21 protein-coding genes are annotated in these 25,201 nt (G+C 74.9%); 13 read left to right on the forward strand and 8 right to left on the reverse strand.

The features are described from left to right. Nucleotides 1–170: 170 nt before the first annotated feature. The gene (locus tag RCG67_RS06160) at nucleotides 171–1,163 is read left to right on the forward strand and encodes a ComEA family DNA-binding protein (RefSeq protein WP_368825296.1); all 993 of its coding nucleotides are present in this window, start codon (nucleotides 171–173) and stop codon (nucleotides 1,161–1,163) included. Beyond that, nucleotides 1,160–3,733 carry a ComEC/Rec2 family competence protein gene (locus tag RCG67_RS06165; protein WP_368825297.1) on the forward strand — a complete coding sequence of 858 codons (2,574 nt, stop codon included), beginning with the start codon at nucleotides 1,160–1,162 and terminating at the stop codon, nucleotides 3,731–3,733. The genes RCG67_RS06160 and RCG67_RS06165 overlap by 4 nt, the downstream gene beginning before the upstream one ends. A 29-nt stretch (nucleotides 3,734–3,762) precedes the next feature. On the opposite strand, the gene RCG67_RS06170 is transcribed toward RCG67_RS06165, so the two are convergent. After that, nucleotides 3,763–6,477: a cation-translocating P-type ATPase gene (locus tag RCG67_RS06170; protein WP_368825298.1), complete on the reverse strand. Its 2,715-nt coding sequence runs from the start codon at nucleotides 6,475–6,477 to the stop codon at nucleotides 3,763–3,765. A gap of 106 nt (nucleotides 6,478–6,583) precedes the next feature. Beyond that, nucleotides 6,584–6,907, reverse strand: a complete 324-nt coding sequence (locus RCG67_RS06175; protein WP_368825299.1) for a hypothetical protein — start codon at nucleotides 6,905–6,907, stop codon at nucleotides 6,584–6,586. Nucleotides 6,908–7,120: 213 nt separating this feature from the next. On the opposite strand from RCG67_RS06175, the gene holA reads away from it, so the two are divergent. Then, nucleotides 7,121–8,122: a DNA polymerase III subunit delta gene (holA, locus tag RCG67_RS06180; RefSeq protein ID WP_368825300.1), complete on the forward strand. Its 1,002-nt coding sequence runs from the start codon at nucleotides 7,121–7,123 to the stop codon at nucleotides 8,120–8,122. A 97-nt stretch (nucleotides 8,123–8,219) separates the two neighbouring features. Here the strand turns inward: holA and rpsT are convergent, their stop codons facing one another. The 3 genes from rpsT to RCG67_RS06195 form a co-directional block, all read right to left on the reverse strand. Further along, nucleotides 8,220–8,480, reverse strand: coding sequence for a 30S ribosomal protein S20 (rpsT, locus tag RCG67_RS06185; RefSeq protein WP_058873591.1), 261 nt, complete (start codon nucleotides 8,478–8,480; stop codon nucleotides 8,220–8,222). A gap of 203 nt (nucleotides 8,481–8,683) precedes the next feature. After that, complete coding sequence (locus tag RCG67_RS06190; RefSeq protein ID WP_368825301.1) at nucleotides 8,684–9,241, reverse strand: type II toxin-antitoxin system PemK/MazF family toxin; 558 nt, start codon at nucleotides 9,239–9,241, stop codon at nucleotides 8,684–8,686. Nucleotides 9,242–9,250: 9 nt separating this feature from the next. Next, a complete protein-coding gene (locus tag RCG67_RS06195; RefSeq protein WP_368825302.1) occupies nucleotides 9,251–10,120 on the reverse strand; it encodes a methyltransferase domain-containing protein in 870 nt (289 codons plus the stop codon). A 258-nt stretch (nucleotides 10,121–10,378) separates the two neighbouring features. Between RCG67_RS06195 and lepA the strand changes: the two genes are divergently transcribed. Together lepA and hemW are read left to right on the forward strand one after the other, a co-directional pair. Further along, nucleotides 10,379–12,235, forward strand: coding sequence for a translation elongation factor 4 (lepA, locus tag RCG67_RS06200; protein ID WP_058873593.1), 1,857 nt, complete (start codon nucleotides 10,379–10,381; stop codon nucleotides 12,233–12,235). Further along, complete coding sequence (hemW, locus tag RCG67_RS06205; RefSeq protein ID WP_368825303.1) at nucleotides 12,235–13,479, forward strand: radical SAM family heme chaperone HemW; 1,245 nt, start codon at nucleotides 12,235–12,237, stop codon at nucleotides 13,477–13,479. Before lepA ends, hemW begins: the two co-directional genes overlap by 1 nt. Before the next feature lie 73 nt (nucleotides 13,480–13,552). Here hemW and RCG67_RS06210 read toward each other — a convergent pair whose 3' ends face one another. Further along, complete coding sequence (locus tag RCG67_RS06210) at nucleotides 13,553–14,017, reverse strand: DUF4870 domain-containing protein (protein WP_368825304.1); 465 nt, start codon at nucleotides 14,015–14,017, stop codon at nucleotides 13,553–13,555. A 166-nt stretch (nucleotides 14,018–14,183) separates the two neighbouring features. Continuing rightward, nucleotides 14,184–15,047, reverse strand: a complete 864-nt coding sequence (locus RCG67_RS06215; RefSeq protein ID WP_368825305.1) for a DUF3097 domain-containing protein — start codon at nucleotides 15,045–15,047, stop codon at nucleotides 14,184–14,186. Between the two features lie 175 nt (nucleotides 15,048–15,222). On the opposite strand from RCG67_RS06215, the gene hrcA reads away from it, so the two are divergent. The 3 genes from hrcA to RCG67_RS06230 all read left to right on the forward strand — a co-directional run bounded on the left by hrcA (nucleotide 15,223) and on the right by RCG67_RS06230 (nucleotide 18,229). Then, nucleotides 15,223–16,230 carry a heat-inducible transcriptional repressor HrcA gene (gene hrcA / locus RCG67_RS06220; protein ID WP_368825306.1) on the forward strand — a complete coding sequence of 336 codons (1,008 nt, stop codon included), beginning with the start codon at nucleotides 15,223–15,225 and terminating at the stop codon, nucleotides 16,228–16,230. 71 nt (nucleotides 16,231–16,301) lie between these two features. Further along, a complete protein-coding gene (gene dnaJ / locus RCG67_RS06225; RefSeq protein WP_368825307.1) occupies nucleotides 16,302–17,453 on the forward strand; it encodes a molecular chaperone DnaJ in 1,152 nt (383 codons plus the stop codon). Then, nucleotides 17,450–18,229 (forward strand): 16S rRNA (uracil(1498)-N(3))-methyltransferase, encoded by a 780-nt coding sequence (locus tag RCG67_RS06230; protein ID WP_368825308.1) that lies wholly within the window; start codon nucleotides 17,450–17,452, stop codon nucleotides 18,227–18,229. Before dnaJ ends, RCG67_RS06230 begins: the two co-directional genes overlap by 4 nt. A gap of 16 nt (nucleotides 18,230–18,245) precedes the next feature. Here RCG67_RS06230 and RCG67_RS06235 read toward each other — a convergent pair whose 3' ends face one another. Beyond that, nucleotides 18,246–19,172 (reverse strand): GerMN domain-containing protein, encoded by a 927-nt coding sequence (locus RCG67_RS06235; RefSeq protein ID WP_368825309.1) that lies wholly within the window; start codon nucleotides 19,170–19,172, stop codon nucleotides 18,246–18,248. Between the two features lie 292 nt (nucleotides 19,173–19,464). On the opposite strand from RCG67_RS06235, the gene RCG67_RS06240 reads away from it, so the two are divergent. From RCG67_RS06240 to RCG67_RS06260, 5 genes are all read left to right on the forward strand, one after another. After that, entirely contained in the window at nucleotides 19,465–20,541 is a 1,077-nt protein-coding gene (locus tag RCG67_RS06240; protein WP_368825310.1) for a PhoH family protein, read from the forward strand. Then, nucleotides 20,541–21,047, forward strand: a complete 507-nt coding sequence (ybeY, locus tag RCG67_RS06245; RefSeq protein ID WP_368825311.1) for an rRNA maturation RNase YbeY — start codon at nucleotides 20,541–20,543, stop codon at nucleotides 21,045–21,047. Before RCG67_RS06240 ends, ybeY begins: the two co-directional genes overlap by 1 nt. A 9-nt stretch (nucleotides 21,048–21,056) precedes the next feature. Next, the gene (locus RCG67_RS06250) at nucleotides 21,057–22,385 is read left to right on the forward strand and encodes a hemolysin family protein (protein ID WP_408669412.1); all 1,329 of its coding nucleotides are present in this window, start codon (nucleotides 21,057–21,059) and stop codon (nucleotides 22,383–22,385) included. Then, on the forward strand, nucleotides 22,378–23,448 hold the full coding sequence (locus tag RCG67_RS06255; protein WP_368825312.1) for a GTPase Era: 1,071 nt from the start codon (nucleotides 22,378–22,380) through the stop codon (nucleotides 23,446–23,448). The genes RCG67_RS06250 and RCG67_RS06255 overlap by 8 nt, the downstream gene beginning before the upstream one ends. A 138-nt stretch (nucleotides 23,449–23,586) precedes the next feature. Further along, nucleotides 23,587–25,056, forward strand: coding sequence for an LCP family protein (locus tag RCG67_RS06260; protein WP_368825313.1), 1,470 nt, complete (start codon nucleotides 23,587–23,589; stop codon nucleotides 25,054–25,056). Nucleotides 25,057–25,201 lie beyond the last annotated feature (145 nt).

Below are 25,201 nucleotides of genomic sequence, written 5' to 3' on the forward strand. Positions count from 1 at the left end.
GAGCTGGGGACATGACCGGTACCGCACCGCGCGCCCGACGGCGAGCGGCCTCCACCCCGCCTGCGGCCGGCGCCCTGCCCGGCGCCCTGCCTGCGACTGGAGCCCTGCCCGGCGCCCTGCCTGCGACTGGAGCCCTGCCCGGCGCCCTGCCTGCGGCTATCGCCCTGCCCGTGCCTGACGCCCCGTCGACGCCCGCCCCGTCGGCCGTGGACCGTGCGGTGACCGGGAACCCGGCGCCCGAGGAGCGGCTGGCGGCGCTCCTGGCCGACGCCGGCGCCCGCCCCGCCGCCCGGGAACAGGCGGGCCCGGACGCGGGCCCGCCGCCGAGGCCGGTCCCCGGCCACCGCCGGAAGGTCGCGGCCAGGACCCGGGTCCCCGGCACCCTGCTGCTGCTCGCCCTGGCCGCGCTCGCCTGGCTCGCCTGGACCGTCCTGGGGCCCGGGCAGGGCACGGGCGAGGTCCCGGAGACCGCCGGCCGTCCCGTCCTCGCCGAGGCGGACCTGGAGGGCGCGGTGGAGCCCGCCGGCGAGCAGGGCGCCGGGCAGGAGCCGGGGCAGGGCCACGCGGCCGGAGCCGAGCCCGGTGCGGACCCCGGCGGCGGGGCCGGCGCGGAGACCGGGTCCGGGGCGGACCCGGCGGGACCTCCCGCCGCGCCGACGCCCTCGGCAGGATCGGTGCTCGTCGTCCACGTGACCGGGGAGGTGGCCCGTCCCGGCGTCGTGTCCGTCGCGGCCGGGGCGCGGGTCGTCGACGCCGTCGAGGCCGCCGGAGGCCTCACCGACGCCGCGGTGACGGACACCGTGAACCTGGCCGCCCCCGTCACGGACGGTCAGCAGGTGCTCGTCCCGGACCGCGACACCGCTCCCGCCCCGGGCACCGGGGGCCCGGCCCCGAATGCGCCCGCGGCCCCGGTCCCCGCGAACCCCGGAGCGCCGGCCGGGCCCGCGGGGGCGGGCGTCCCGGACCCGTCCGGGACGCTGGACCTCAACACGGCGACCGCGGCGGAGCTGGAGTCCCTGCCGCGGGTCGGCCCGGTGCTGGCCGCACGGATCGTGGAGTTCCGGCAGCAGCACGGCGGTTTCGCCGCCGTCGCCGACCTCGACGCCGTGCCGGGGATCGGTCCCACCCTGATGGAGGCCCTCGGCCCGCTGGTGAGCGTGTGAAGCACCCCGTCGCCTGGTGGGCCCGGGCCCTGGAGCACCAGGAGCACCGCGATGCCCGTGCCCCGGGACGCACCTGGGACCTGCGGCTCGTTCCCGCGGCCCTCGGCGCGTGGCTCACGGGACTGCTCGCCGTCCACCTGCCCCCGGACCGGGCCGCGGCCGGCGGGGCGCTGTACCTGGCGGCGCTGGTGCTCGGCCCCGTCCTGGTCCGCGCCGCGGCATCCCTCCTCCGGCGCGAGCACGTCCCGCGCGGGCGGCCCGCCGCCGGGGTGTGGCGGGCCGTGCCGTGGTCGGCCGTGGCCCTGAGCGCCCTCGCCGTCACGGCCGTGCTCCTGAGCAGCACGGCCGCCCGGCACGACACCTCCTCCGGCCCGTTCGGGGAAGCGCTCGCCGGGGGCGGGACGCTGGCCGTCACCGCCGAGGTGACCGGACCGCCCCGGCGGTGGGCCGCCCCCGCCGCCGGGGCCGCCCACGGGGGCGAGGACCGCACCGGAGTGGTCCTCGAGCTGCGCCTGGAGCACGTCGTCCACGGGGGCCGCGGCGGGCCGGTGGACGTCGCGGCCACCGTCTTCGCGGACGGACCCGCGTGGGCCGCTCTGGTCCCGGGCCGGCGGATCACCGCGGTGCTCACCGCCGGCCCGCCGTCCCCCGGCCCTCCGGTGCTGCGCGCCGCCGCGCCGCCCGCCGACCTCCCGGAGGAGCGGCCCGGCCCGCGCGAGCAGGTCCGGGAGCGCTTCGTGCTCGCCACCGCCGGCCTCGGCCCCGACGCCGCGGGGCTGCTCCCGGGGATGACCTTCGGCGAGCGCTCCGGGATCGGCCCGGAGCTCGAGCAGGCCATGCGGGACACCGGGCTCACCCACCTGACGGCCGTCTCCGGCGCCAACTGCGCCCTCGTCACGGCCCTGGCCGGGCACGCCGCCCTGTCCCTCGGCGCCGGACGGCGCACCTGCCTGACGGCCGGGCTCGGCGCCCTGGCGGCGTTCGTGCTCCTCGTCGGCCCCGATCCGTCCGTGCTGCGCGCCGCCGTGATGGGCGGGCTCGCCGCGCTCAGCCTCCTCACGGGCCGCACGGCCGTGTCCCTGGCCACCCTCTCGGGCGCCGTGATCGCCCTCGTCGTCGTCCGGCCCGCGCTCGCCGCCGAGTACGGCTTCGTCCTCTCCGTGCTGGCGACCGCGGGCATCGTGGTCAGCGGACGTCCCCTGACCCGGTGGCTGGGCGCCCGCGTCCCCGACGTGCTCGCCGTGGCGGTCGCGATCCCGGCGGCCGCCCAGCTGTGGTGCGCGCCCGTGCTGGTGCTCCTTCAGCCCGCCGTGCCCGTGTACTCCCTGCCGGCCAACGTGCTCGCCGCCCCGCTGGTGCCGGTGGTGACCGTCTGCGGGCTCGCCGGCCTGCTCCTGCTGAACCTCCCCGACCCTGCGGGAGCCGCGGCGGCCGTGCTGCCCCTGGGGGTCGGCTCGGCCGGGGCGGGTCTGCTCGCCGGGACCGCCCGGGCGCTGGCCGGTGCCCCCGGGGCGCTGGCCCCCTGGCCCGCGGGCCTGCCCGGTGTGCTCCTGATGGTCCTGGCGAGCTCCTCGGTGCTGGCCGCCGTGCACGCCCTCGACGTGCGCCGGCGACGTCCCGCACCGTGCGCCGGGACCCTGCGCACGGACCCCGCCCCGGCCCCGGTCCCGGAGGAGCGGTGGCGGGCGCAGGCCCGCCGGCGCCGCCGGCGACGCACGGCGGCCGCCGCGGCGGTGCTGCTCCTGGTGGTGCTGCTCGCCGTCCGCGCCGCCGTGGACGCCCGGCGTCCGCCGCCGGCGTGGGAGGCCGTGCTGTGCGACGTGGGCCAGGGCGATGCCGTGCTGCTGCGCACCGGGCCCGGCCGGGCCGTGCTCGTGGACACCGGGCCCGACCCCCGGGCCCTCGCACGGTGCCTGCGCCGCAGCGGGATCGAGCACCTGGACCTCGTGGTGCTCAGCCACGCCCACGCCGACCACACCGGCGGCCTGCCCGCCCTCGCGCGGCACGGCCGGGTCGGCGAGGTCTGGTACGCCACGGCGGCCGCCGCGCCGCCGGACGAGCTGACCCGGTCCCTGCCCGGCACCCCCGCCCACCGCCCGCACGCGGGGGAGACCCGCACGCTCGGCGGGCTGCGCCTGACCGTCCTCGCCCCCGGCCCCACCGCGCCGGGGCGCTGGAGCGACCCGTCGTCCTCCGACGAGAACAACGCCTCCCTCGTGCTGCGCGCCGAGCTCACCGGCGAGGACGGCAGGACCACCTCGTGGCTGCTCACCGGGGACCTCGAGGAGGAAGGCGCCCGGGCCCTCCTCCGCACCGCCGGCCCCCTCGTCGACGTCGACGTCCTCAAGGTCTCCCACCACGGCGCCCGCAACGGCGGCACCGCGATCATCGACGCCGCCGACCCCCGGCTGGCCGTCGTCTCCGTCGGCCGCGGCAACGACTACGGCCACCCCCACCCCCGGATCCTCGCCCACCTCCGGAGCCGCGGCGTCCCGCTCGTGCGCACCGACGAGCACGGCGGCGTGGCGCTCGTGCACCAGGAGCAGCGGCTGCTCGCCGTGCCCCTGTGATGACGGTGCTCGCCTGGCGGCACCGGCGTTCAGCGCCGGGGCCGCCCGGCGAGCTTGCGCAGCTCCTCGGCCCACAGGATCGTGGAACCGATCGTCACGGCCACGAGCCACTGGGCGCCGGTCAGCGCGGCGGTGTCGAACACGCCCTGCAGCACCGGGACCTGCACCACCGCGGCCTGCAGGACCACGACCGCGAGGAGGGCCACCCAGACGGCCCGGTTGGTGAACGTGCGCCGGCTGAACACGGTGCGGTTCTCCGAGCGGACGTTGAGCAGGTTGAAGACCTGGAAGAAGACGAAGGTCGTGAACGCCAGGGCCGTGGCCGCGGCCGCGGAGATGCCGGGGAACCACGTGTCGACCAGCAGCAGCACGGACAGGGTGCCCGCGGTCATCACGGTCGCGGCCAGCAGGATGCGCGCCACCCGTCCCCGGTTCAGCAGGGCCTCCCCGGGCGGGCGCGGGCGCCGGCGCATCACCTCGGGATCGGCGGGGTCCACCCCCAGGGCCAGGGCGGGGGGACCGTCCATGATGATGTTCACCCACAGGATCTGCAGGGCCGTGAACGGCGCCCCGCCGGCGAGCCCGGTCACCCCGCAGATCAGGAAGATCATGACGAAACCCCAGGTCGTGGAGAGCTGGAAGCGCACGAACTTGAGGATGTTGTCGTAGATGCCGCGTCCGCCCTCGACAGCGGCCACGATGGTGGCGAAGTTGTCGTCGGTGAGGATCATCCGGGCGGCGCCCTTGGCCACGTCGGTGCCGGTGATGCCCATGGCGATGCCGATGTCGGCCTGCTTCAGGGCGGGGGCGTCGTTGACCCCGTCGCCGGTCATCGCCACCACCTGCCCGTTGCTCTGCAGGGCCTTCACGAAGCGGATCTTGTGCTCGGGGGCGACCCGGGCCAGCACCCCGTAGCCGGACGCGCGGTCGGCCAGCTCGGAGTCGTCCATCGCGTCGAGGTCCGCTCCGGAGACGGCCCGTGCCGGGATCCCGAGGGACCGGGCAATGGCCGAGGCGGTGCGGAGGTGGTCGCCGGTGATCATGTGCACGGCGATGCCCGCGCCGTGGGCCGCGGCGATGGCGTCGGCGGCCTCCGGCCGCGGCGGGTCCATGATGCCCACGAGACCGTACAGGGTCAGGCCGGTCACGAGGTCCCGCAGCTGCGCTCCGTCGTCGGGCAGCGGACCCGCGCCGGGTCCGCCGCTGTCGAGGCGGCCGCCGGCGATCAGCAGGGTGCGCAGTCCCTGCCCGGCCAGCTCGTCGACGCCGGCGAGAATGCGGGCGGGGTCCTCGGCGGTGAGGGGCCGGGGGCCCTCGGCGGTGAGGACGGAGTCGGCCAGGTCCAGCAGCACCCCCGGAGCGCCCTTGACGAACATCTGGTAGCCGGCGGCCGCGGTGGTCCCGGGGACGGCGGTCCGTTCGTGGAAGGTGGCGTGGAACCTGTAGGCGGAGTCGAAGGGCACCTCCGCCACGCGCGGGTGCTCCTGGCGTGCCCCCTCGACGTCCACGCCGCCCTTGTGGGCCAGCACGACCAGCGCGCCCTCCGTGGGATCGCCCATCGTCTGCCCGTCGCGCACGGTGGCGTTGTTGCACAGCGCCATGGCGAGGTAGATCTCGGGCGCGGGCCGGGCCGGCACGTCGTCGGGACCGACGATGCGCCCGTCCGTGGAGTAGCCCTCGCCGGTGACGTGGTACGCGGAGCCGTCCAGGACCAGCCTCCGCACCGTCATCGCGTTGAGGGTGAGGGTCCCGGTCTTGTCCGTGGCGATGTGCGTGGTGGAGCCGAGGGTCTCCACCGCCGAGAGCTGCTTGACGATCACCCCGCGCCGGGCCAGCCGGTGGGCGCCCATCGCCAGGGTGAAGGCGACGACCGCGGGAAGCCCCTCCGGCATGGTGGCCACGGCCAGGGACACGGCCGTCAGCATGAGCTCCGTCCAGGGCTGCCCGCGGACCAGGCCGAGGACGACGACGACGCCCACGACCACGAAGGCGACGAGCGTCAGCAGACGGGCCAGGCGGTCGATCCGGCGCTGCAGCGGGGTCCGGGCCTCGCCGGCGGTCTCGAGCATCCCGGCGATCGATCCCATCTGCGTGGTCGTGCCGGTGCCGGTGACCACGGCGACGCCGCGCCCCCGGGTGACCTCGGTACCCATGAAGACCAGGTTGGACCGGTCTCCGAGCGGCACGTCCGGATCGGGGACCACGGCGGGGTTCTTGTCCACCGGCTGGGACTCCCCGGTCAGAGCCGCCTCGGCGACCTGCAGCTGGGCCGCCTCGAGCACCCGGGCGTCGGCGGGGACCAGGTCCCCGGCCTCCAGCAGCACGATGTCCCCGGGCACCAGCTCGGCCTGGTCCACCTCCACCTCGTGCCCGTCCCGGCGGACCCGTGCGGTGACCACGGACATCGTGCGCAGGGCCGCCAGGGAGGACTCGGCCCGCGCCTGCTGGACGTAGTTGAGCACCGTGTTGAAGCCGACCACGAGCAGGATCACCACCGGCGTCTTCCACTCCTGGGACACCAGCGCGGAGACGAGCGCCGCGACCAGCAGCACGATGGTCATCCGGTCCGAGAGGAGGCCCAGGACCTTGCGCCAGACCGGCACCCCGGCGGCCTCGGCCAGCACGTTGGGGCCGTGCCGCCGGGCTCGCTCGGCGACGTGCTCGCTCGACAGTCCCCGCGCCGGGTCCACGTCGAGTTGTGCCGTGACGGCCGCGGCAGGACTGGTGTGCCAGGAAGTACTCACGGAGGCCTCGATCGCTCGACAGTGCCCCCAGACTAGCGCCGGCGACCGGGCGCCCGAGCCTTTCTCCTCCGGGACCCGGGCCGCGAGGACCCGCCGGTGCGGGACGTCAGGGGAGACCGCCGCCGCGGCGCCGGGCGACGACGCCGGAGCCGATCACGGCCAGCACGCCCGCTCCGGCCACGGCGTAGCCCGGAGCGCCGGACGCGGCGGCGGGCGCGCTCTCGGCGACGGGCCCGGTGACGGACCCGCCGACGGACACCGTGTCGGACCCGGTGACGGACACCGCGTCGGGGCCGGTGACGGACACCGTGTCGGGCCCGGTGACGGACACCGTGTCGGGGCCGGTCCCGTCGGCCGCCGCGGGGGAGACGGTCATGCCCAGGACGCCCAGGACGAGGGCCGGGACGGCGAAGCGGCGGAGCACGGTCATGGGTCGTCCTTCGAGGGGTGACGGGGATCACGCATGCCGTTGCCGACGGTACAGGAGGCCGGCGGCCGGTTCCACCGTCCTCCGGCGCCGGCGAGTCCCCGAACCCCCTGCCGGGGCCAGCGCGCCACCGGATGTCGCCCGGACGTGGGAAGCTGGGACCCACCCCACCCCAGCACGCGGCCCGGACCGGCCGCCACACAGGAGGACGCGGCCATGACCCCACCGAGGCGCCCCGCACCCACCGCCGGACCCACCTGGCGCGACGTCGAGCCCACCCCGCTCATCCTGCTCACCGGCCCCGAGGACTACCTCGCCGCCCGCGCCCGCGACCGCGTCCGCACCGCCCTCAAGGACCAGCGCGGACCCGTGGAGCTCTCCACCGTCGACGCCGCCGCCTACGCCCCCGGACAGCTCGCCGCGCTCGCCAGCCCCTCCCTGTTCGACGACGCCAAGCTCATCCACGTCAGCAACCTCGCGGCCATGAACGACGACTGCCTCGCCGACGGCCTGGCCTACGTCCAGGCACCCGACCCGGACGTCGTCGTGCTGTGGGAGCACAGCGGCGGCAACCGCGGCAAGAAGCTCCTCGACGCCCTCAAGGCCGCCGGCGCCGCCGTCGTGGAGTGCAAGCCCCTCAAGAACGACCGCGACAAGACCGACTTCATCGTCACCGAGTTCCGCACCCACCGGCGCCGCATCGACCCGGACGCCGCCCGTGCCCTGGCGGCGGCCGTGGGCAGCAGCACGGCGGAGCTGGCCGCCGCGTGCGCCCAGCTGCTCTCCGACGGGCCCGAGAGCATCAGCTTCGACGACGTCGAGAAGTACTACGGCGGGCGCGTGGAGGCCACCGCGTTCAAGGTCGCGGACGCCGCCCTCGCCGGACGCGCCGAGAGCGCCCTCAAGCTGTGGCGCCAGGCTCTCGACACCGGGGTGGACCCCGTCCCGATGGTCGGGGCGCTGGCGGCCAAGCTGCGCACCATCGCCCAGGTGCACGGGACCCGGGGCGGCGCGGGACAGCTCGCCCAGCGCATCGGGGCGGCCCCGTGGCAGGTGGAGCGGGCGCAGGAGGAGTCGCGGCGCTTCTCCGAGGAGGACCTCGTGCGGGCGCTGCGGGCGCTGGCCGAGGCCGACGCGCAGGTCAAGGGCGAGGGCCGGGACCCGGCCTACGCGGTGGAGCGGGCCATCACGACGATCGCTCTGTCCGGGCGGCGCTGAGCCGGGGAGCGCGCACGACGGAGGCCCCGTCCCTGAGCGGGACGGGGCCTCCGTGCGGACCGCCGGTGCGGCGGTCGCGGCTCGCGGAGAACCGGGATCAGATCTTGGCGACCAGCTTGGCCAGACCGGACTTCTTGTTGGCCGCGTTGTTCTTGTGCAGGACGCCCTTGCTGACGGCCTTGTCGAGCTTGCGGGAGACGACGCGCAGGGCGTCCTGGGCGGTCTCCTTGTCGGAGGCGCCGACGGCCTCGTCGACGCGGCGGACCAGCGTCTTCAGCTCGGACTTGTACGCGTTGTTGCGCAGACGCGCCTTCTCGTTGGTGAGGTTGCGCTTCTTCTGGGACTTGATGTTGGCCACGTGTAACTCCTTGGCGATGGGTGCGGAATTCGGTCAGTGAGGGCAAACAGGACCGTCATGTGACTGAGTGGGAGTGGGGACGCCCGTGTGGCGACCGCCCTGCAGTGCCCGACGACCAGCGCGGACACACAGCAGAAAAGTCTAGCAGACCGCGCCCCGCCGCCGGGCGGCGGCGACACGCGGCACTCCGCGGGACGGCGCGCTCAGCCGCGGAGGCGGTGCAGCCGCCCGGCCACCCGGTCGAAGAGGTGCTCGGGCAGGACCGCGCCCTCCCGCCGGACGTCCGCGGGCAGCACCTGGACCACGCGGTCGAGCTTGACCTCGGACGGCCGGCCCCGGGGGTCCCACGGGCCCGTCCCCACGTCCACGTAGGCGGGGTCCTGCTCCAGCCCGTTGTTGCGGTCCCGGGAGGTGAGCATCAGGCACAGCAGGTGGTCCCCGGCCCGGTCCACGACGAGCACCGGGCGGTCCTTGCCGCGGCGGTGGTCCTCCTCGAAGGGCACCCAGGTCCACACGATCTCCCCGGGATCGGCCTCGCCGTCGGACAGCGGGCGGTAGACGGGCCGGACGGGGCCGGTCCAGTCCCCGGGGTAGGGACGGGACAGCCCCTCGGTGCGGCCGTCGCCGGCCCGGGACGGCACGGTGGGCCGGGCGGCGCGTCCGTGCGGCCGGCGGCGCTCCGGGCCGCGACCGCCGGCGCGCCGGTAGGCGTCCACGGCGCGGGCGGCGAGCCGGGCCAGGGTGCCGAGATCGAGTCTCATGCGTCCACTCTAGCCAGCGGCCGGTCCGCCGCGGCGGACTGGGGCGGCAGGGGTACCTACGGGGTCCCGGCCGCTGGTGCGGGGCTCCGGGCGGGCGGTGACGACGTGCCCCCGGATCGGCAGCTCCAGGCTTCCGTCACCGGTCCGGTACGGGCCGAGGGCGTCCCTCGCGCCCTCGAGGATCCGGGCGTAGGCCTCGTCCGTGAGGCGGCTGCGCAGGGGGGTGCCGCCGACCTCGGTCGCGACGAACCCGTCGACGGACGGGAAGGCGGCGGTGTCGGTGCGGGTCAGCGTGTCGACGGGCCGCAGCCCGGCCGCGGCGAGGCTGTCGCGCAGCCCCGCGAGGTCGCCCAGACGCCAGTAGGAACCGATCACGTCGACCGCGTCCGGGCCCGCGTGGCGCTCGACGACGTCGTAGAACGGCACCCAGGCCGTCTGAGCGGGCAGCTCGTCCCAGACCTGCACGGCGACCGTCCCCTCCGGGGCGGCCACACGGGCCATCTCCTGCAGGGCCCGCACCGGGTCCGCGACGAACATCAGGCCGGCCTGGCACAGCACCACGTCGAAGGACCCGTCCGGGAACGGCAGGTCGAGAGCGTCTGCCTCGACCCACTCGAGCGCGGGCGCGACGCGCCGGGCCACGGCGAGCATCCCGGCGTTCACATCCAGTCCCACGACGCGTCCGCTGCCCTGCAGGAGGCGCGCCGCCTCCCGGGCGACCACGCCGGTCCCGCAGGCGACGTCGAGCACGGACTGCCCGGGCCGAACGCCGCCGGCCCGCACCGTGTGCGGGGCCCAGCGGGCGAACAGGGCCGGCACGAACTGTGCCTCGTAGACCTCCGCGGCGTCCACGGAGAGCTGGAAGTCGTCACGGCCCATGGCTCTGCCCCCTGGGGTCGGTGGCGCCGCGCCGGGTGCTGCGCCGAACAGTGCCCATTGTCCCACCGGCCGGCCGATCCTCCCGGTCCGGACCCGTGCGCCGACCACCAGCGGTCCGCGCCGGCCACGGCGCAGCCGGTCAAATGGCCCCCCACCGCCAAACGTGGGAAACTGGACAGTTGAATCCCCGGCGCGATCCACCCGCCGGTAGCCCCAGGACCTGCCGGAAGCGACGATCTCCCGGAGAAAGGACCGCCCGTGTCACCGCTGGCCGTCAATGCCCCGGTTCCCGCCTCGACCGACCCGTCGATCCTCCGCAACTTCTGCATCATCGCCCACATCGACCACGGGAAGTCCACGCTCGCGGACCGGATGCTGCAGGCCACCGGCGTGGTGACGCCCCGGGAGATGAAGGCCCAGTACCTGGACCGGATGGACATCGAGCGCGAGCGCGGGATCACCATCAAGTCCCAGGCCGTGCGGATGCCGTGGAACGTGGCGGGCACGGACTACGCCCTGAACATGATCGACACCCCGGGCCACGTGGACTTCACCTACGAGGTCTCCCGCTCCCTGGCCGCGTGCGAGGGGGCCCTGCTGCTGGTGGACGCCGCCCAGGGCATCGAGGCGCAGACCCTGGCCAACCTCTACCTGGCCATGGAGAACGACCTCACGATCATCCCGGTGCTGAACAAGATCGACCTGCCCGCGGCCCAGCCGGAGAAGTACGCCCAGGAGCTGGGCAACCTCATCGGCGTGGACCCGGACGACGTGCTGCGGGTCTCGGGGAAGACCGGCGAGGGCGTGGAGGCGCTGCTGGACCGGATCGTCCGGGAGGTCCCGCCCCCGGAGGGCCGGGCCGACGCGCCGTCGCGGGCCATGATCTTCGACTCCGTCTACGACACCTACCGCGGCGTGGTCACCTACATCCGCGTGGTCGACGGCAAGCTGACCCCGCGCGAGCGGATCCGGATGATGTCCACCGGCGCCCAGCACGAGCTGCTGGAGATCGGGGTCATCTCGCCCGAGCCGAAGCCCACGGAGGGGCTCGGCGTGGGCGAGGTGGGCTATCTCATCACCGGGGTCAAGGACGTGCGCCAGTCCCGGGTGGGCGACACCGTGACCAACCACCAGCGGCCGGCGGCCGAGAACCTGGGCGGCTACGAGGACCCCAAGCCGATGGTCTTCTCCGGGCTCTTCCCCATCGACGGCTCCGACTACCCGGTGCTGCGCGACGCCCTCGACAAGCTCCAGCTCAACGACGCCGCCCTGGTCTACGAGCCCGAGAACTCCGCGGCCCTGGGCTTCGGGTTCCGCTGCGGGTTCCTGGGCCTGCTCCACCTGGAGATCACCCGGGACCGGCTGGAGCGGGAGTTCGACCTCGACCTGATCTCCACGGCGCCCTCCGTGAGCTACAACGTCACCCTCGAGGACCGCTCCGAGCGCGTGGTCACGAACCCGTCCGAGTTCCCCGAGGGGAAGATCGCCGAGATCCGCGAGCCCATGGTCGCCGCGACGGTGCTGGCGCCGTCCGAGTTCATCGGCGCGATCATGGAGCTGTGCCAGTCCAAGCGCGGTCAGCTCAAGGGCATGGACTACCTCTCCGAGGACCGGGTGGAGCTGCGCTACCGGCTGCCCCTCGCCGAGATCGTCTTCGACTTCTTCGACCAGCTGAAGTCGCGCACCAAGGGCTACGCGTCCCTGGACTGGAAGGCCGAGGGCGAGGAGGCCGCCGACCTCGTCAAGGTGGACATCCTCCTGCAGGGCGAGCCGGTGGACGCCTTCAGCGCGATCACCCACCGGGACAAGGCGTACGCCTACGGAGTGATGATGACCGGCAAGCTGCGCGAGCTCATCCCGCGCCAGCAGTTCGAGGTCCCCATCCAGGCGGCCATCGGCTCCCGGGTGATCGCCCGCGAGAACATCCGCGCGATCCGCAAGGACGTGCTCTCCAAGTGCTACGGCGGTGACATCTCGCGCAAGCGCAAGCTGCTCGAGAAGCAGAAGGAGGGCAAGAAGCGGATGAAGATGGTGGGCCGCGTGGAGGTCCCCCAGGAGGCGTTCGTCGCGGCGCTGTCCTCCGACGAGGCCGGGGCGAAGGACAAGAAGAAGTAGTGGCCCCCGCACAGCCGGAGGGCCTGCCCGGCCCGCTCGACGGTCTGCTGCCGGCCTCCGCCGCGGAGGGCTCCGCCGGGCGCACGCTCAGCCTCTACGTGCACGTGCCGTTCTGCGCGGTCCGGTGCGGGTACTGCGACTTCAACACCTACACGGCCGTGGAGCTCGGCGCCGGGGTGTCCCAGGACGCCTACGCCGGCGACGCCGCGGCGGAGGTCCGCTGGGCGCACCGGGTGCTGGCGGACTCCGGGGCCGCCCCCCGCCCGCTGCACAGCGTGTTCTTCGGCGGCGGGACCCCCACGCTGCTGCCCGCCGAGGACCTCGCGGCGATCCTGGCGCAGGCCCGGGAGAGCTTCGGGCTCGCCGAGGGCGCGGAGGTGACCACCGAGGCCAATCCGGACTCCGTGACGCCCGAGTCCCTCGCGGTGCTCGCGGCGGCCGGGGTGAACCGGGTGTCCTTCGGGATGCAGTCGGCCGTCCCCCACGTGCTCGCCGTCCTGGACCGCACGCACGACCCGGAGAACGTGCCCCGCGCCGTCCGGTGGGCGCGCGAGGCGGGCCTGGGCGTGAGCGTGGACCTCATCTACGGCACCCCCGGGGAGTCCCTGGCCGACTGGGAGCACTCGGTGCGCACGGCGGTGGGCTACGAGCCGGACCACGTCTCCGCGTACTCGCTGATCATCGAGGACGGCACGAAGCTCGCGGCGCGGATGCGGCGCGGGGAGGTCCCGCCCATCGACGAGGACGACCAGGCCGACAAGTACGAGCTCGCGGACCGGATCCTCGGGGACGCCGGCTTCGAGTGGTACGAGGTGAGCAACTGGGCCCGCCCCGCCGGCGGCGCGGACCCCGGGGCCCACCGCAGCCGGCACAACCTCGCGTACTGGCGCAACCAGGACTGGTGGGGCATCGGCCCCGGTGCGCACTCGCACGTGGGCGGGACGCGCTGGTGGAACCTCAAGCACCCCGTGCCCTACACCAACCGGGTGCGCGCGCAGCAGTCGCCCGCGGCCGGGCGCGAGATCCTCGACGCCGGGACCCGGCACCTCGAGCGTGTGATGCTGGAGGCCCGGATCCGTGACGGTCTGCCCACGACCGCCCTGACCGAGAGCGGGCGCGGTGCGGTCGCCGGGCTGATCGCCGACGGTCTCGTGGAGCCCGCGGCGGCGCTGCGCGGCTCGGTGGTGCTGACCCTGCGGGGCCGGCTCCTGGGCGACGCCGTGGTGCGGCGGCTGCTCGCCTGAGCGCGCGGATCCCTTCTGCCGCCCGAGGCGGGCGGGCCCGTCCGCGGGACGCCCCCGTGGACGGGGAGCGGTGTCAGCCGCGCTCGGTGCGCTCCCGGGACCGCTCGCGCAGCTTCTCGGCGAGCCGGTCGTAGAGCCGGGTGTTGAAGCGGTACTGGTGCGGCTCGCCCCGGTTGACGCGGACCCCGCCGATCAGGGACCCGACGGCCAGCAGCAGCCACGCTGCGGCGGCGGCGAGCGCGAAGAACCAGCCGATGAACGGCACCGGGGCCAGCAGGATGCCCGCCACCACCACGAGGGTCGGCAGCAGGGTGAAGTTCATGGCCTCCATGGACTCCTGCTCGGTGAACGGCCCCCGGCCGCGGAAGACGCGGTGGAGCAGGAACGAGGGGAGGAAGCCGATGACGCCGCCGAAGTGCGCGAGGGTCGCCCACTGGTGGTCCTCGGTGACGGTCAGGGGCTGGGCCACGGGGGAGAGGCCCTCGAACGGGGCCCCGGCGTTCTCGCGGCTCGATCGGGGGTCGGTCTGCACGGGCACGGAAGTCCTTCGGCGGTGGGACCGCGGCGGGACCGCGGCCGGTGGGTGGGACTCCACCATCCTACCGACCGGTCCGGACGGCGGCGGATCGCGGCCGTGCACGTGTGCCTTTGTGACGTCACGACCGGCTCCTCCCGGCCGCCGGAGGGTGCGGGAGCTGGCCGGATCAGGCCCCGGGCGCGGTGAGGAAGTCGATCAGCTCCTCGACGCGGCCCAGCAGGGACGGCTCCAGGTCGGCGTAGCTGTCCACGCGGGCGAGGATGTGCTGCCAGGCCCGTCCCAGGTCCCCGGGGGTCCGGTGCGGCCAGCCGAGGGCGGCGGCGGCACCGGTCTTCCAGTCGGTGCCGCGGGGCACCACGGGCCAGGCGTCGACACCGAGGGCGCGCGGCTTGACCGCCTGCCAGATGTCGACGTACGGGTGGCCCAGCACCAGGACGTTGCCCGCGGCGCCGGGCAGGCGCATGGTCTCGGCCGCGATCCGGGACTCCTTGGAGCCGGTCACGAGGTGGTCCACGAGGATCCCGAGCCGCCGCCCGGGACCCGGCCCGAACTCCCGCACGGCGGCGGGCAGGTCGTCGATGCCGTGCAGCGGCTCCACGACGATGCCCTCGACGGCCAGATCGTGGCCCCACACCTTCGCCACCAGCTCGGCGTCGTGGTAGCCCTCGACCCACACCCGGGAAGCCTTCGCGGTGCTCGCGCGCAGCCCCTCGACGGCCACGGACCCCGACCGCGTGCGGGCGGGCGTCCTCGCCGCCGGGGTCCGGCGGGGCTCGACGACGACCACTGGCTCGCCCTCGAGCAGGAACCCCGGTCCCAGCGGGAACGCCTTGACCCGGCCCCGGCGGTCCTCCAGTCCCAGCACGCGCATGCCGCCGATGGTCTCCAGGGACACGACGGCGCCGACCCAGCCGGTCGTCACGTCCTCCAGGAGCATGCCCGGCGCCACCGGGACCTCCGCGGACGCGGGCCGGCGGCGGGCGAGGGCGTCGTCGTCGAGGCTGCGCGGCCCCCAGCCGTGGTCGCTCATGGTCGTCCTCCCGGGTCGCGGTGCCGCGCGTCCGGCGCGGATCAGCCGGAAGCGTACCAAACCGGGGGCGGCGGCCCGGTGGTCGGACACGGGGGCTACACTGGACGGCGTTAGCACTGTGGCCACCCGAGTGCCAGGGCGGCCGGAGCACGAGCACGGACCGGGGAGGAGCGGCGTGAACCATCCGAGACGACTGCAGATCCTGCAGGCCATCGTGGAGGACTACGTGCACTTCCGCGAGCCCGTGGGCTCCAAGGCGCTCGTGGACCGGCACCGCCTCGGCGTCTCCTCGGCCACCGTGCGCAACGACATGGCCGCGCTCGAGGAGGAGGGCCTGATCGCGGCCCCCCACACGAGCTCCGGCCGGATTCCCACCGACAAGGGCTACCGCACGTTCGTGGACCAGATCGCGGCCGTCAAGCCGCTGTCCGGGCCGGAGCGGCGGGCCATCCAGCGGCTGCTGGACGACGCCGCGGACATCGACGACGTGATGGAGCGCACCGTGCGGCTGCTCGCGCAGCTCACCCAGCAGGTCGCGGTCGTGCAGTACCCGCACGCCTCCGGCGTGACCGTGCGCCACGTCGAGGTCGTGGACCTCGGGGCCGGGCGGGTGCTCGTGGTGCTCATCCCGACCAACGGGCGGGTGGCCCAGCGCGTGGCCGTGCTGCGGACGCCCCTCGAGGAGTCCCAGCTGCTCGAGCTGCGCGCCCGGGTGCTGGCCGCCGTGGTCGGGCGCTCCCTGACCGCGGTGCCGGACGCCCTCGCGGTGATGGCCGCGGGCACCGCCCCGCCGCTCCAGCCGGCCGCCGCGGCGGTGGGGGAGGCCGTCGCCGCCCTCGCGGCGGGCGGGGCCGAGCACCGCATGGTCATGGCCGGCACCGCCAACCTCGCCCGTGCCACGGGGGACTTCCACCTGAGCATCGGCCCGGTCCTCGAGGCCCTCGAGGAGCAGGTGGTGATGCTCCGGCTGCTCTCGGAGATGGAGCAGGACGCCCGCGGGGTCGCCGTGCGGATCGGCACGGAGAACGCCGAGGGCCCCCTGTCCGAGGCCGCCGTCGTGGCCACCGGCTACGGGCCGCAGTCGAAGGTGGGGGTCGTCGGTCCCATGCGCATGGACTACCCGTCCACGATGGCCGCCGTGCGCGCCGTCGCCCGCTACCTCTCCCGTATCCTCGGGGGCTGAGCCCCCGCGGGCCCCGCTCCCGGGGCCCTCCAGCGAAACCCACCACAGACCTCTCGACAGAACGGACCACGGTGAGCGATCACTACGAGACCCTGGGCGTGTCCCGGGACGCCAGCCAGGAAGAGATCAAGAAGGCCTACCGCAAGAAGGCCCGCCGGCTGCACCCCGACGTCAACCCCGGCCCCGAGGCCGCCGAGGACTTCAAGCGCCTCTCCCACGCCAACGACGTCCTCTCCGACCCCGAGAAGCGGAGGGTCTACGACGCGACCGGCAACGAGAACGGCACCGACACCGGTTTCGGCGGGGGCTTCCCCGGCTCGGGCTTCGGCTTCGCCGACATCTTCGACACCTTCTTCCAGGGCGCCGGGGGCGCCGGCTCCGGCCGGCGCGGCCCCGCGTCCCGCACCCGCCAGGGCCAGGACGCGCTGATCAACGTCCGCGTCTCCCTCAGGGACGCGGTCTTCGGCACGGAGAAGAAGATCACCGTGGACACCGCCGTGATCTGCCCCACCTGCAACGGCAGCTGCTGCCAGGAGGGCACCCAGCCCGAGACCTGCGAGGTCTGCCACGGGTCCGGCCAGGTCCAGCGCCAGGTCCAGTCCATCCTGGGCACCGTGGTCACCGCCGCCCCGTGCGCCACCTGCCAGGGCTTCGGCACCGTCATCAAGCACCCCTGCCACGAGTGCTACGGCGAGGGCCGCGTGCGCGACCGCCGCCCGCTGACCGTCAAGATCCCCGCCGGCGTCTCGACCGGCAACCGGATCCGCCTCTCGGGACAGGGCGAGGCCGGCACCGCCGGCGGCCCCAACGGGGACCTCTACGTCGAGCTCAAGGTCGACCCGGACCCCACGTTCGAGCGCCAGGGCGACGACCTGCACGCCCGCGTCCGGGTGCCCATGACCTCCGCGGCCCTCGGCACCACCGTGACCCTCGAGACCTTCGACGGCGAGCGCGAGGTCCCCGTGGCCCCCGGCACGCAGACCGGCCACACCGTGACCCTGCACGAGCTCGGGGCCACCCGGCTGCGCGGCGGCGGGCGCGGCGAGCTGTTCGTCCACCTCGAGGTCGAGACGCCCACGGCGCTCGACGACGAGCAGCGCGAGCTGCTCGAGCAGCTGTCCCGGCTGCGCGGCGAGGACCAGTCGACCGGCACGACCCTGAACTCCCCGGCCGGCTCCGGCGGCTTCTTCTCCCGGCTCAAGGACAGGTTCTCCGACCTGTGAGCCTGCCGGTCTTCAAGGTCGAGCCGGGCCGGCTCACCGGCCTCGGCCCCGGCGCGGCGCTCACGGTCACCGGCCCGGAGGCCCGGCACGCCGTCACCGTGCGCCGCCTCGCGCCCGGCGATCCCCTCGAGCTCGTCGACGGCGCGGGGGCCCGGGCCACCGGGGAGCTGCGCTCGGCCGACCGCGACAGCATGGAGGTCGTCGTCGTCTCGGTGACGACCGAGCCCGACCGCACGCCTCGGCTCGTCCTCGCCCAGGCCCTCGCGAAGGGCGACCGGGACCTGCTGGCCGCGGAGACGGCCACCGAGCTGGGCGTGGACGCCGTGGTGCCGTGGCAGGCCGACCGCTCGATCGTGCGGTGGAAGAAGGAGCGCGCCGCCAAGAGCCACGAGAAGTGGGTCCACACCGTCGCGGCCGCCGCCAAGCAGTCCCGCCGGGCGGCCTGGCCGGAGGTGCTGCCGCTGTGCACCACCCGGGAGCTCGCCCGCCTGCTCGGGGAGCCGGGGACGCGGGGCCTCGTGCTGCACGAGGAGGCCGGCGACTCCCTCGCCGAGCTGACCGCCGCCCCCGGGGCGCCGTGGGCGGGCTCGCAGCGGATCGTCCTGGTGGTGGGGCCCGAAGGGGGCATCGCCCCGGCGGAGCTCGACGCCCTGGCCGGTGCGGGAGCCCACGCGGTGCGGCTCGGCCACGAGGTGCTGCGCAGCTCGACCGCCGGACCCGCCGCGCTGGCGGTGCTCAGCGCCGCGCTCGGACGCTGGTCGTCCGCACCCCGCTGAGCCCGGCCGGACCGGATCAGCCCGGGAGGACCGCCACGTCCTTGTCGTCGCGCACGGTGTCGCCCTCCGCGTTCCGGCCGACGACCGTCACGACGTAGTCGCCGGGCTCCAGCTCGAGCTCCGCCCGGAACCCGGTGGTCCCGTCGGCGCGCGGGACGACGGCGGCCGCGCCGCTCGAGACGCGCCGCCCGTCCGGCTCGGCCACGGTCCAGCGGCCGCTCCGGACGCCGTCCAGCGCCCGGCCGGACACGGTCAGGGAGCCCTCGGCGCGGGCGTCCTGCCGGGGTTCGTCGAGCCAGATCGGCGCCTCGACGCTCTCGTCGGGCCGGAGGGGGGCGTCGAGGCGCACGGCGCCGAAGACCTCCTCGTCGGAACGGCCGTCCACGAGCACCTTCACCTCGGCCTCGGAGCCCTCGGGCAGCAGGCCCGCCGTTCCCGCGGCGGCCGTGACCGTGTGCGCGAGCTGCTGGAGGGCGAGCCGGGCCTCGCGCCCGTCCAGGTCCGCGCGGAAGGCCTCCGACGGCATGTCCACCGTGATGGTCCCCTCCGGGGACGTCGAGGCGCCCACCCGGTCCACCGGGGACCACAGCGTCCGGTAGTCCGGGTCCCGCGGGGTCGCCCCGGTCATCAGCGCGGCCGCCGCGGCGATGGGGTCCACGGCCGCGGCGGCCTCGGAGGCGTCCCGGAACTCCCGGAACAGCCGCTCCTCGCCGGCCGCGCGGCCCACCCAGTAGACGGGCAGCTTCGTGGTGGCCACCCTGACCTCGGCGGTGCCCGACGCAGCGGGCGCCGCCGGAACGGTGCCCGACCCGGGGACCGCGCCGTCGAGGGAGCTCCCTGGACCGGTGGCGCACGCGCCGAGGACGAGGACGCCCACCGCGGACAGCGCCGGCACGGGGAACCGGGCGCGGGCGGACGGGCGCCGGGAACGGGCAGTGGTCATGGGGGGACGCGCACCTCGGCTCTCCGGGATCTGCTGGGGGGGCGGTGCCGGCACCGGGGGGAGGCCGCACCCGTCCCCCTGCCGGAGGACCGCACCATTCCAGCACAGCGGCCGAGGGCGCCCCCAGCCGAGGAGCCCCTGCGGCCGTGACCGATACCAAATCGGAATGTGCGCCCCCGCGGCCTCCGGCGCCGGAGCCGCGCGGTACCCTGGAAGGAGGACGAGCGCCGTCCGCCGACCCATCCACGGCAACCCGATCGAGAGCGAGAGCACGGCCCGCGCGGCCGAACCCATGACTGAGACGCTGCCCGGCACCACGCACCCACTGACGGCCCGCACCGTCATCACCTTCCCCGACCGCGAGACGATGGTCCGCTGCCTCGGCTCCGGGGACGACACCCTGCGCCAGGTGGAGACCGCGTTCCCGGGCCTCGCGACCAGCCCGCGCGGACTCGAGCTCGGCATCGAGGGCCCGGGCGGGGCCGTGCAGATCGTCGCCACCCTGTTCGACGAGCTGAAGGTGCTGGCCGGCCGCGAGACCTCGATCACCCCCCAGGTCATCACCCAGCTGCTCGCGCTGATCGGCCGGGACCTCACCGCCCGGCCCAGCGGCGCCCTCACCCAGAACATCCTCTCGAGCCGCGGGCGCAAGATCCGCCCCAAGACGCTGCACCAGAAGGCCTACGTCGACGCCATCGACGAGCACACCGTGGTCTTCGGCATCGGCCCGGCCGGTACGGGCAAGACCTACCTGGCCATGGCCAAGGCGGTCCAGGCGCTGCAGGCCAAGGAGGTGTCCCGGATCATCCTCACCCGCCCGGCGGTGGAGGCGGGGGAGCGGCTCGGCTTCCTGCCCGGCACGCTCAGCGAGAAGATCGACCCGTACCTGCGCCCGCTCTACGACGCGCTGCACGACATGATGGACCCGGACTCGATCCCGCGGCTCATGGAGGCGGGCACCATCGAGGTGGCCCCGCTCGCGTACATGCGCGGCCGCACCCTCAACGACGCGTTCATCATCCTCGACGAGGCGCAGAACACCACGCCGGAGCAGATGAAGATGTTCCTCACCCGGCTCGGCTTCGGCTCCAAGATGGTCGTCACCGGGGACGTCACCCAGGTGGACCTGCCGGGGAGCACGTCCTCCGGGCTGCGCCAGGTCCAGCACGTGCTGGGCGGCGTCGAGGACGTCGCGTTCACGGAGATGACCGCGGAGGACGTGGTGCGCCACGAGCTGGTGAGCCGGATCGTCAGCGCCTACGACGCCTTCGACACGACCAACCGGCACCGCAACGAGCGGCGCCGCCGCAAGGACGAGACCCGCGCCGCCCGCGACGCCGCCCCGGCCGGGGACGGGGAGGAGGCCTGATGGCCGTCGAGTTCGACCTCCGGGCCGACCCGCAGGACGTCCCGGCGGCGGACCGCCCGGCCTGGTCCGCGGTCGACGTTGAGCTGCTGGGCCGGCTCGCGGACCACGTCCTGGAGCGGCTGCACGTGCACCCCGACGCGGAGCTGTCCGTCGCGGTCGTCGACGAGGACGAGATGGCGCGCCTGCACGTCGAGTGGATGGACCTGCCCGGCCCCACGGACGTCCTGTCCTTCCCCATGGACGAGCTGCGTCCGGGCACCCCGGAGGAGCCCGCGGAGGGAACGCTGGGCGACATCGTGCTGTGCCCCCCGGTGGCTCTCCGGCAGGCCGAGGCCGCGGGGCACTCCGTCGCGGACGAGCTGTGCCTGCTCACCACCCACGGCATCCTGCACCTGCTGGGGCACGACCACGCCGAGCCGGAGGAGCGGCGGGTCATGTTCGCCCTCCAGCGGGACCTGCTCACGGACTTCCTCGGCCGGCCCGCGCCGGTCGAGACCATGGAGTAGCGCCCCATGATGACCACTGCCGTCCTGGTCGTCGCGGCGATCGTGTTCCTGGGCACGGCCTTCGTCCTCACGGCCGCCGAGACCGGCCTCACCTACCTGCCCCGCGCGGACGCCGAGGCCATCACCCGCGACGCCCCCGAGTCCTCGGCCGCCAGGATCCTGGCCACGCCGACCGCGCACCTGCAGGCCCTGCGCTTCTGGAGCGTGTGGTTCGAGACGGCCTCCGCGGTGGCGGTCGCCCTCGCCATGTTCGACGGTCTCGACGACGTCTGGCTGGCCGGGCTGCTGGCCACCGTGGTCATGGCGGCCGTCGGCTTCGTCCTCACCGGCGTCTCGCCCCGCCAGGTCGGCCGGAGCAACGCCGCAGGCACCGTGCGGGCCACCGCGGGCCTCGTGCGCGTGCTGCGCACGGTGCTCGGCCCGGTCCCCGGGATGCTCGTGCGCCTGGGCTCGTCCGTCGCCCGGGACCCGGAGCGCACCGCCCCCGGCTACCTGACCGAGGAGGAGCTGCTCGAGTTCGTCGACCGCTCCACGGGCCAGGCCCTCATCGAGGACAACGAGGCGGAGCTGCTGCACTCGGTCTTCGACCTCGACGACACCAACGTCCGGGCGGTCATGGTGCCCCGCACCGACATGGTCTCCGTCGACGACGACGACACCGTGGACAACGCCCTGAACCTGTTCTTCCGCTCCGGCTACTCCCGCATCCCGGTGATCGGCGAGAGCGCCGACGACGTCCTCGGCATCCTGTACCAGAAGGACCTCGCGGAGCGGGTGCACCGCCTGGGCACCGGCCTGCGCCTCGGGGGGCTCTCCGAGCTCGCCCGGGAGGTGCGCTACGTGCCCGAGTCGAAGAAGGTCAACGAGCTGCTGCGCGAGATGCAGCTCGAGTCCATCCACGTGGCCGTCGTGGTCGACGAGTACGGCGGCACGGCCGGGCTCGTCACCCTGGAGGACCTCATCGAGGAGCTGCTCGGGGAGATCGTCGACGAGTACGACCGGGAGAAGCCCGAGGTCGCCGAGCTCGGCGGCGGACGCTACCGCGTCTCCGCCCGGCTCGGCGTCGAGGACCTGGGCGACCTGTTCGGCGTCGACCTCGAGGACGACGAGGTCGACACGGCCGGCGGCCTGCTCGCCAAGTCCATCGGCCGGGTGCCCATCGTGGGCTCCCGCGCCACCGTCGAGGGCATCGTGCTCGAGGCCGTCACCCTGGAGGGCCGGCGCAACCGGGTGGGCCAGCTCGAGGTCCGCCGGGACCCCGACTGGGTCCCTCCGGGGTCCACGGCCGTGGAGCCCGCCGCCCAGGAGTCCGAGGAGGAGTCCCACCACCATGTCTGAGCCCACACCCGCCGATCCCGCCGGTGAGCCCGCAGCCGGGGAGCACGCCCCGTTCCGCGCCGGCTTCGCCGTGCTGGTCGGCCGCCCCAACGCCGGGAAGTCCACGCTCACCAACGCCCTGGTCGGGCAGAAGGTCGCGATCACCTCGAGCCGGCCGCAGACCACGCGGCACACCATCCGGGGCATCGTGCACCGGCCCGAGGGCCAGCTCGTGCTCGTGGACACCCCGGGCCTGCACCGGCCGCGGACGCTGCTCGGCGAGCGGCTCAACGACCTCGTGGCCGACACCCTCGCCGAGGTCGACGTCATCGGCTTCTGCGTGCCCGCCGACGAGAAGATCGGTCCGGGGGACCGGTTCATCGCCCAGCAGCTCGCGGCCTCCGGGAACAAGCCGGTGGTGGCGATCGTGACCAAGACGGACACCGTCTCCCGCGCCGAGCTCACGGAGCAGCTGCTGGCGGTCACCGAGCTGGGCCGCACCGTCATGGAGGCCGAGCACCGGGTCCGCGCGGAGCGGGCCGAACGGGCCGCCCGCAAGCCCCGCCACCGTGCCGGAGCCGCGCACGCGCCCCGCCCGGACGCCGACGACCCGGGCTGGGCCGACGTCATCCCCGTCTCCGCCGTGGACGGCTTCCAGGTCGAGGCCCTCGCGGAGCTGCTCATCGCCAGGATGCCGGAGTCCCCGGCCCTGTACCCCGACGGCGAGCTGACCGACGAGCCCGAGATGACGATGGTCGCCGAGCTCGTCCGGGAGGCCGCGCTGGAGGGGGTGCGGGACGAGCTGCCGCATTCCCTCGCGGTCGTGGTCGAGGAGATGGTGCCCCGCGAGGACCGCCCCGCGGACCGTCCGCTGCTCGACGTGCGCGTCAACGTCTACGTCGAGCGGTCCTCACAGAAGGCCATCATCATCGGCAAGGGCGGCGCGCGGCTGCGCGAGATCGGCACCCGCTCCCGCACCGCCATCGAGGCCCTGCTGGGCACGAAGGTCTACCTCGACCTGCACGTGAAGGTCGCAAAGGAGTGGCAGCGCGACCCCAAGCAGCTCTCCCGGCTGGGCTTCTGAACCACGGCCGCGTCCCGGCCCCGCCGCGTCGCCCGCCCCGGCCACGGGGTCGGCGACTACCATGACACCCGGCGCCCCGGCCGGGCGCCGTCCCCCGACCCCGGGCCTCGTGCCCGGGGCCCCCAGGAGAAGAACACCGTGTCCTCATCGCCCCCCGACGCCCCCGCACGTCCGCGCGCCCGCCGGTGGTCCCGGAAGCGCTGGGCCGCCGTCGCGCTGGTCGCCGTGCTGCTCGCCGTCCTCGGGGCCGGCGTGGCCGCCACCTGGCGGCTGCAGTCCAACCTGGACACCTCCCCGCTCGACCTCGGCGACGGGTCCGGGCCCGAGGCCGGCCCCCTGGACATCCTCGTGATGGGCACGGACACCCGTGACGGCGAGGGCAACGAGCGCTACGGCGACGAGGACGACAGCTCCGGGTCCGGCCTGACCGACGTCATGATGCTGGTGCACGTGAACGAGGACCGCAGCGGCGTCACCGTCGTCTCCCTGCCCCGCGACCTGGTGGCCGACATCCCGCGCTGCACGGATCCCGAGACCGGCGAGGTCCACCCGGCCGAGGAGGACGCGATGCTGAACTCCGCGATCGCCAACGGCGGGCCCGGGTGCACGGTCGCGACCGTCAACGAGATGACCGGGCTCAAGATCGACCACTTCATGCTCGCCGACTTCAACGCGGTGAAGGAGCTCTCCTCGACCGTGGGCGGGGTCGAGGTGTGCGTCAACGAAGCCGTCGACGACCCGAAGTCCGGTCTCGAGCTGCCCGCCGGCGTGTCCTCCGTGGAGGGCGAGCAGGCCCTGGCGTTCCTGCGCAGCCGTGCCGCCTTCGGCGACGGCGGGGACACGAGCCGGATCCGGTCCCAGCAGTCCTTCCTCGCCTCCCTGGCCCGCAAGATCAAGGACGAGGGCACGCTGCGGGACCTGCCCAGGCTCTACGAGATCGCCGACGTCGCCACCCGCAACCTGCACGTCGACGAGGGACTGGGCTCCGTCCCCACCGTGGTGGGCCTCGCCACGGCCGTCCGGGGGATCGACCTCGGCGCCATGGTCTTCGTCACCGTGCCCACGGAGCCCTACGAGCCGGACCCCAACCGGCTCCAGCTCGACGAGGAGCCGGCCGAGCACCTCTTCGAGGCCCTGCGCGAGGACCGCCCGCTCACGTCGCCGTCCGCGGGTCCCACCGACGCCCCCACCTCCTCCGCGACCCCGTCGCCCGACGCCGCCACCCCGGCCCCCACGGTCGACCCCGCCACGGTCCCGCTCACGGTCGCGAACGTCTCCGGCGTCGACGGCCGGGACGCCGAGATCGCCGACGTGCTCGAGGACGAGGGGTACACCGCCGTCGAGTCCGGCCCGCAGGCCACCGAGCTGCCGGGCACGCAGGTCTTCTTCGGCGCGGGCTGGTACGAGGCGGCCGTCGAGGTCGCCGAGGTGCTGGGCGTGCCCTCCTCGCAGATCGTGCCCACGACCGACGTCACGGGGGTGTTCGTCTCGGTGGGCCAGGACTTCCGGGAGGGGGACCGGCTCGCCCTGGGCCCCGGGCTGCCCGGGGAGTTCAACGGACAGACCGCCGAGCAGCACACCTGCCAGGAGGCGGCCGGGGACTGGTGAGCGCGCGACCCGGCACGCCGGGCACCCCGTGATAAGTTGAACACATGCGGACCGGGACGCTCCTCCTCCTTACGTGCCGCAACGGGGCCTGACCCGTCGACAGCATGGCCGGCCTCCCGTTGCGGAGTTCCTGATGCCCGGCCAC

The organism is Kocuria cellulosilytica (genome assembly GCF_040981245.1).
In the GTDB taxonomy this organism is placed as follows: domain Bacteria; phylum Actinomycetota; class Actinomycetes; order Actinomycetales; family Micrococcaceae; genus Kocuria; species Kocuria cellulosilytica.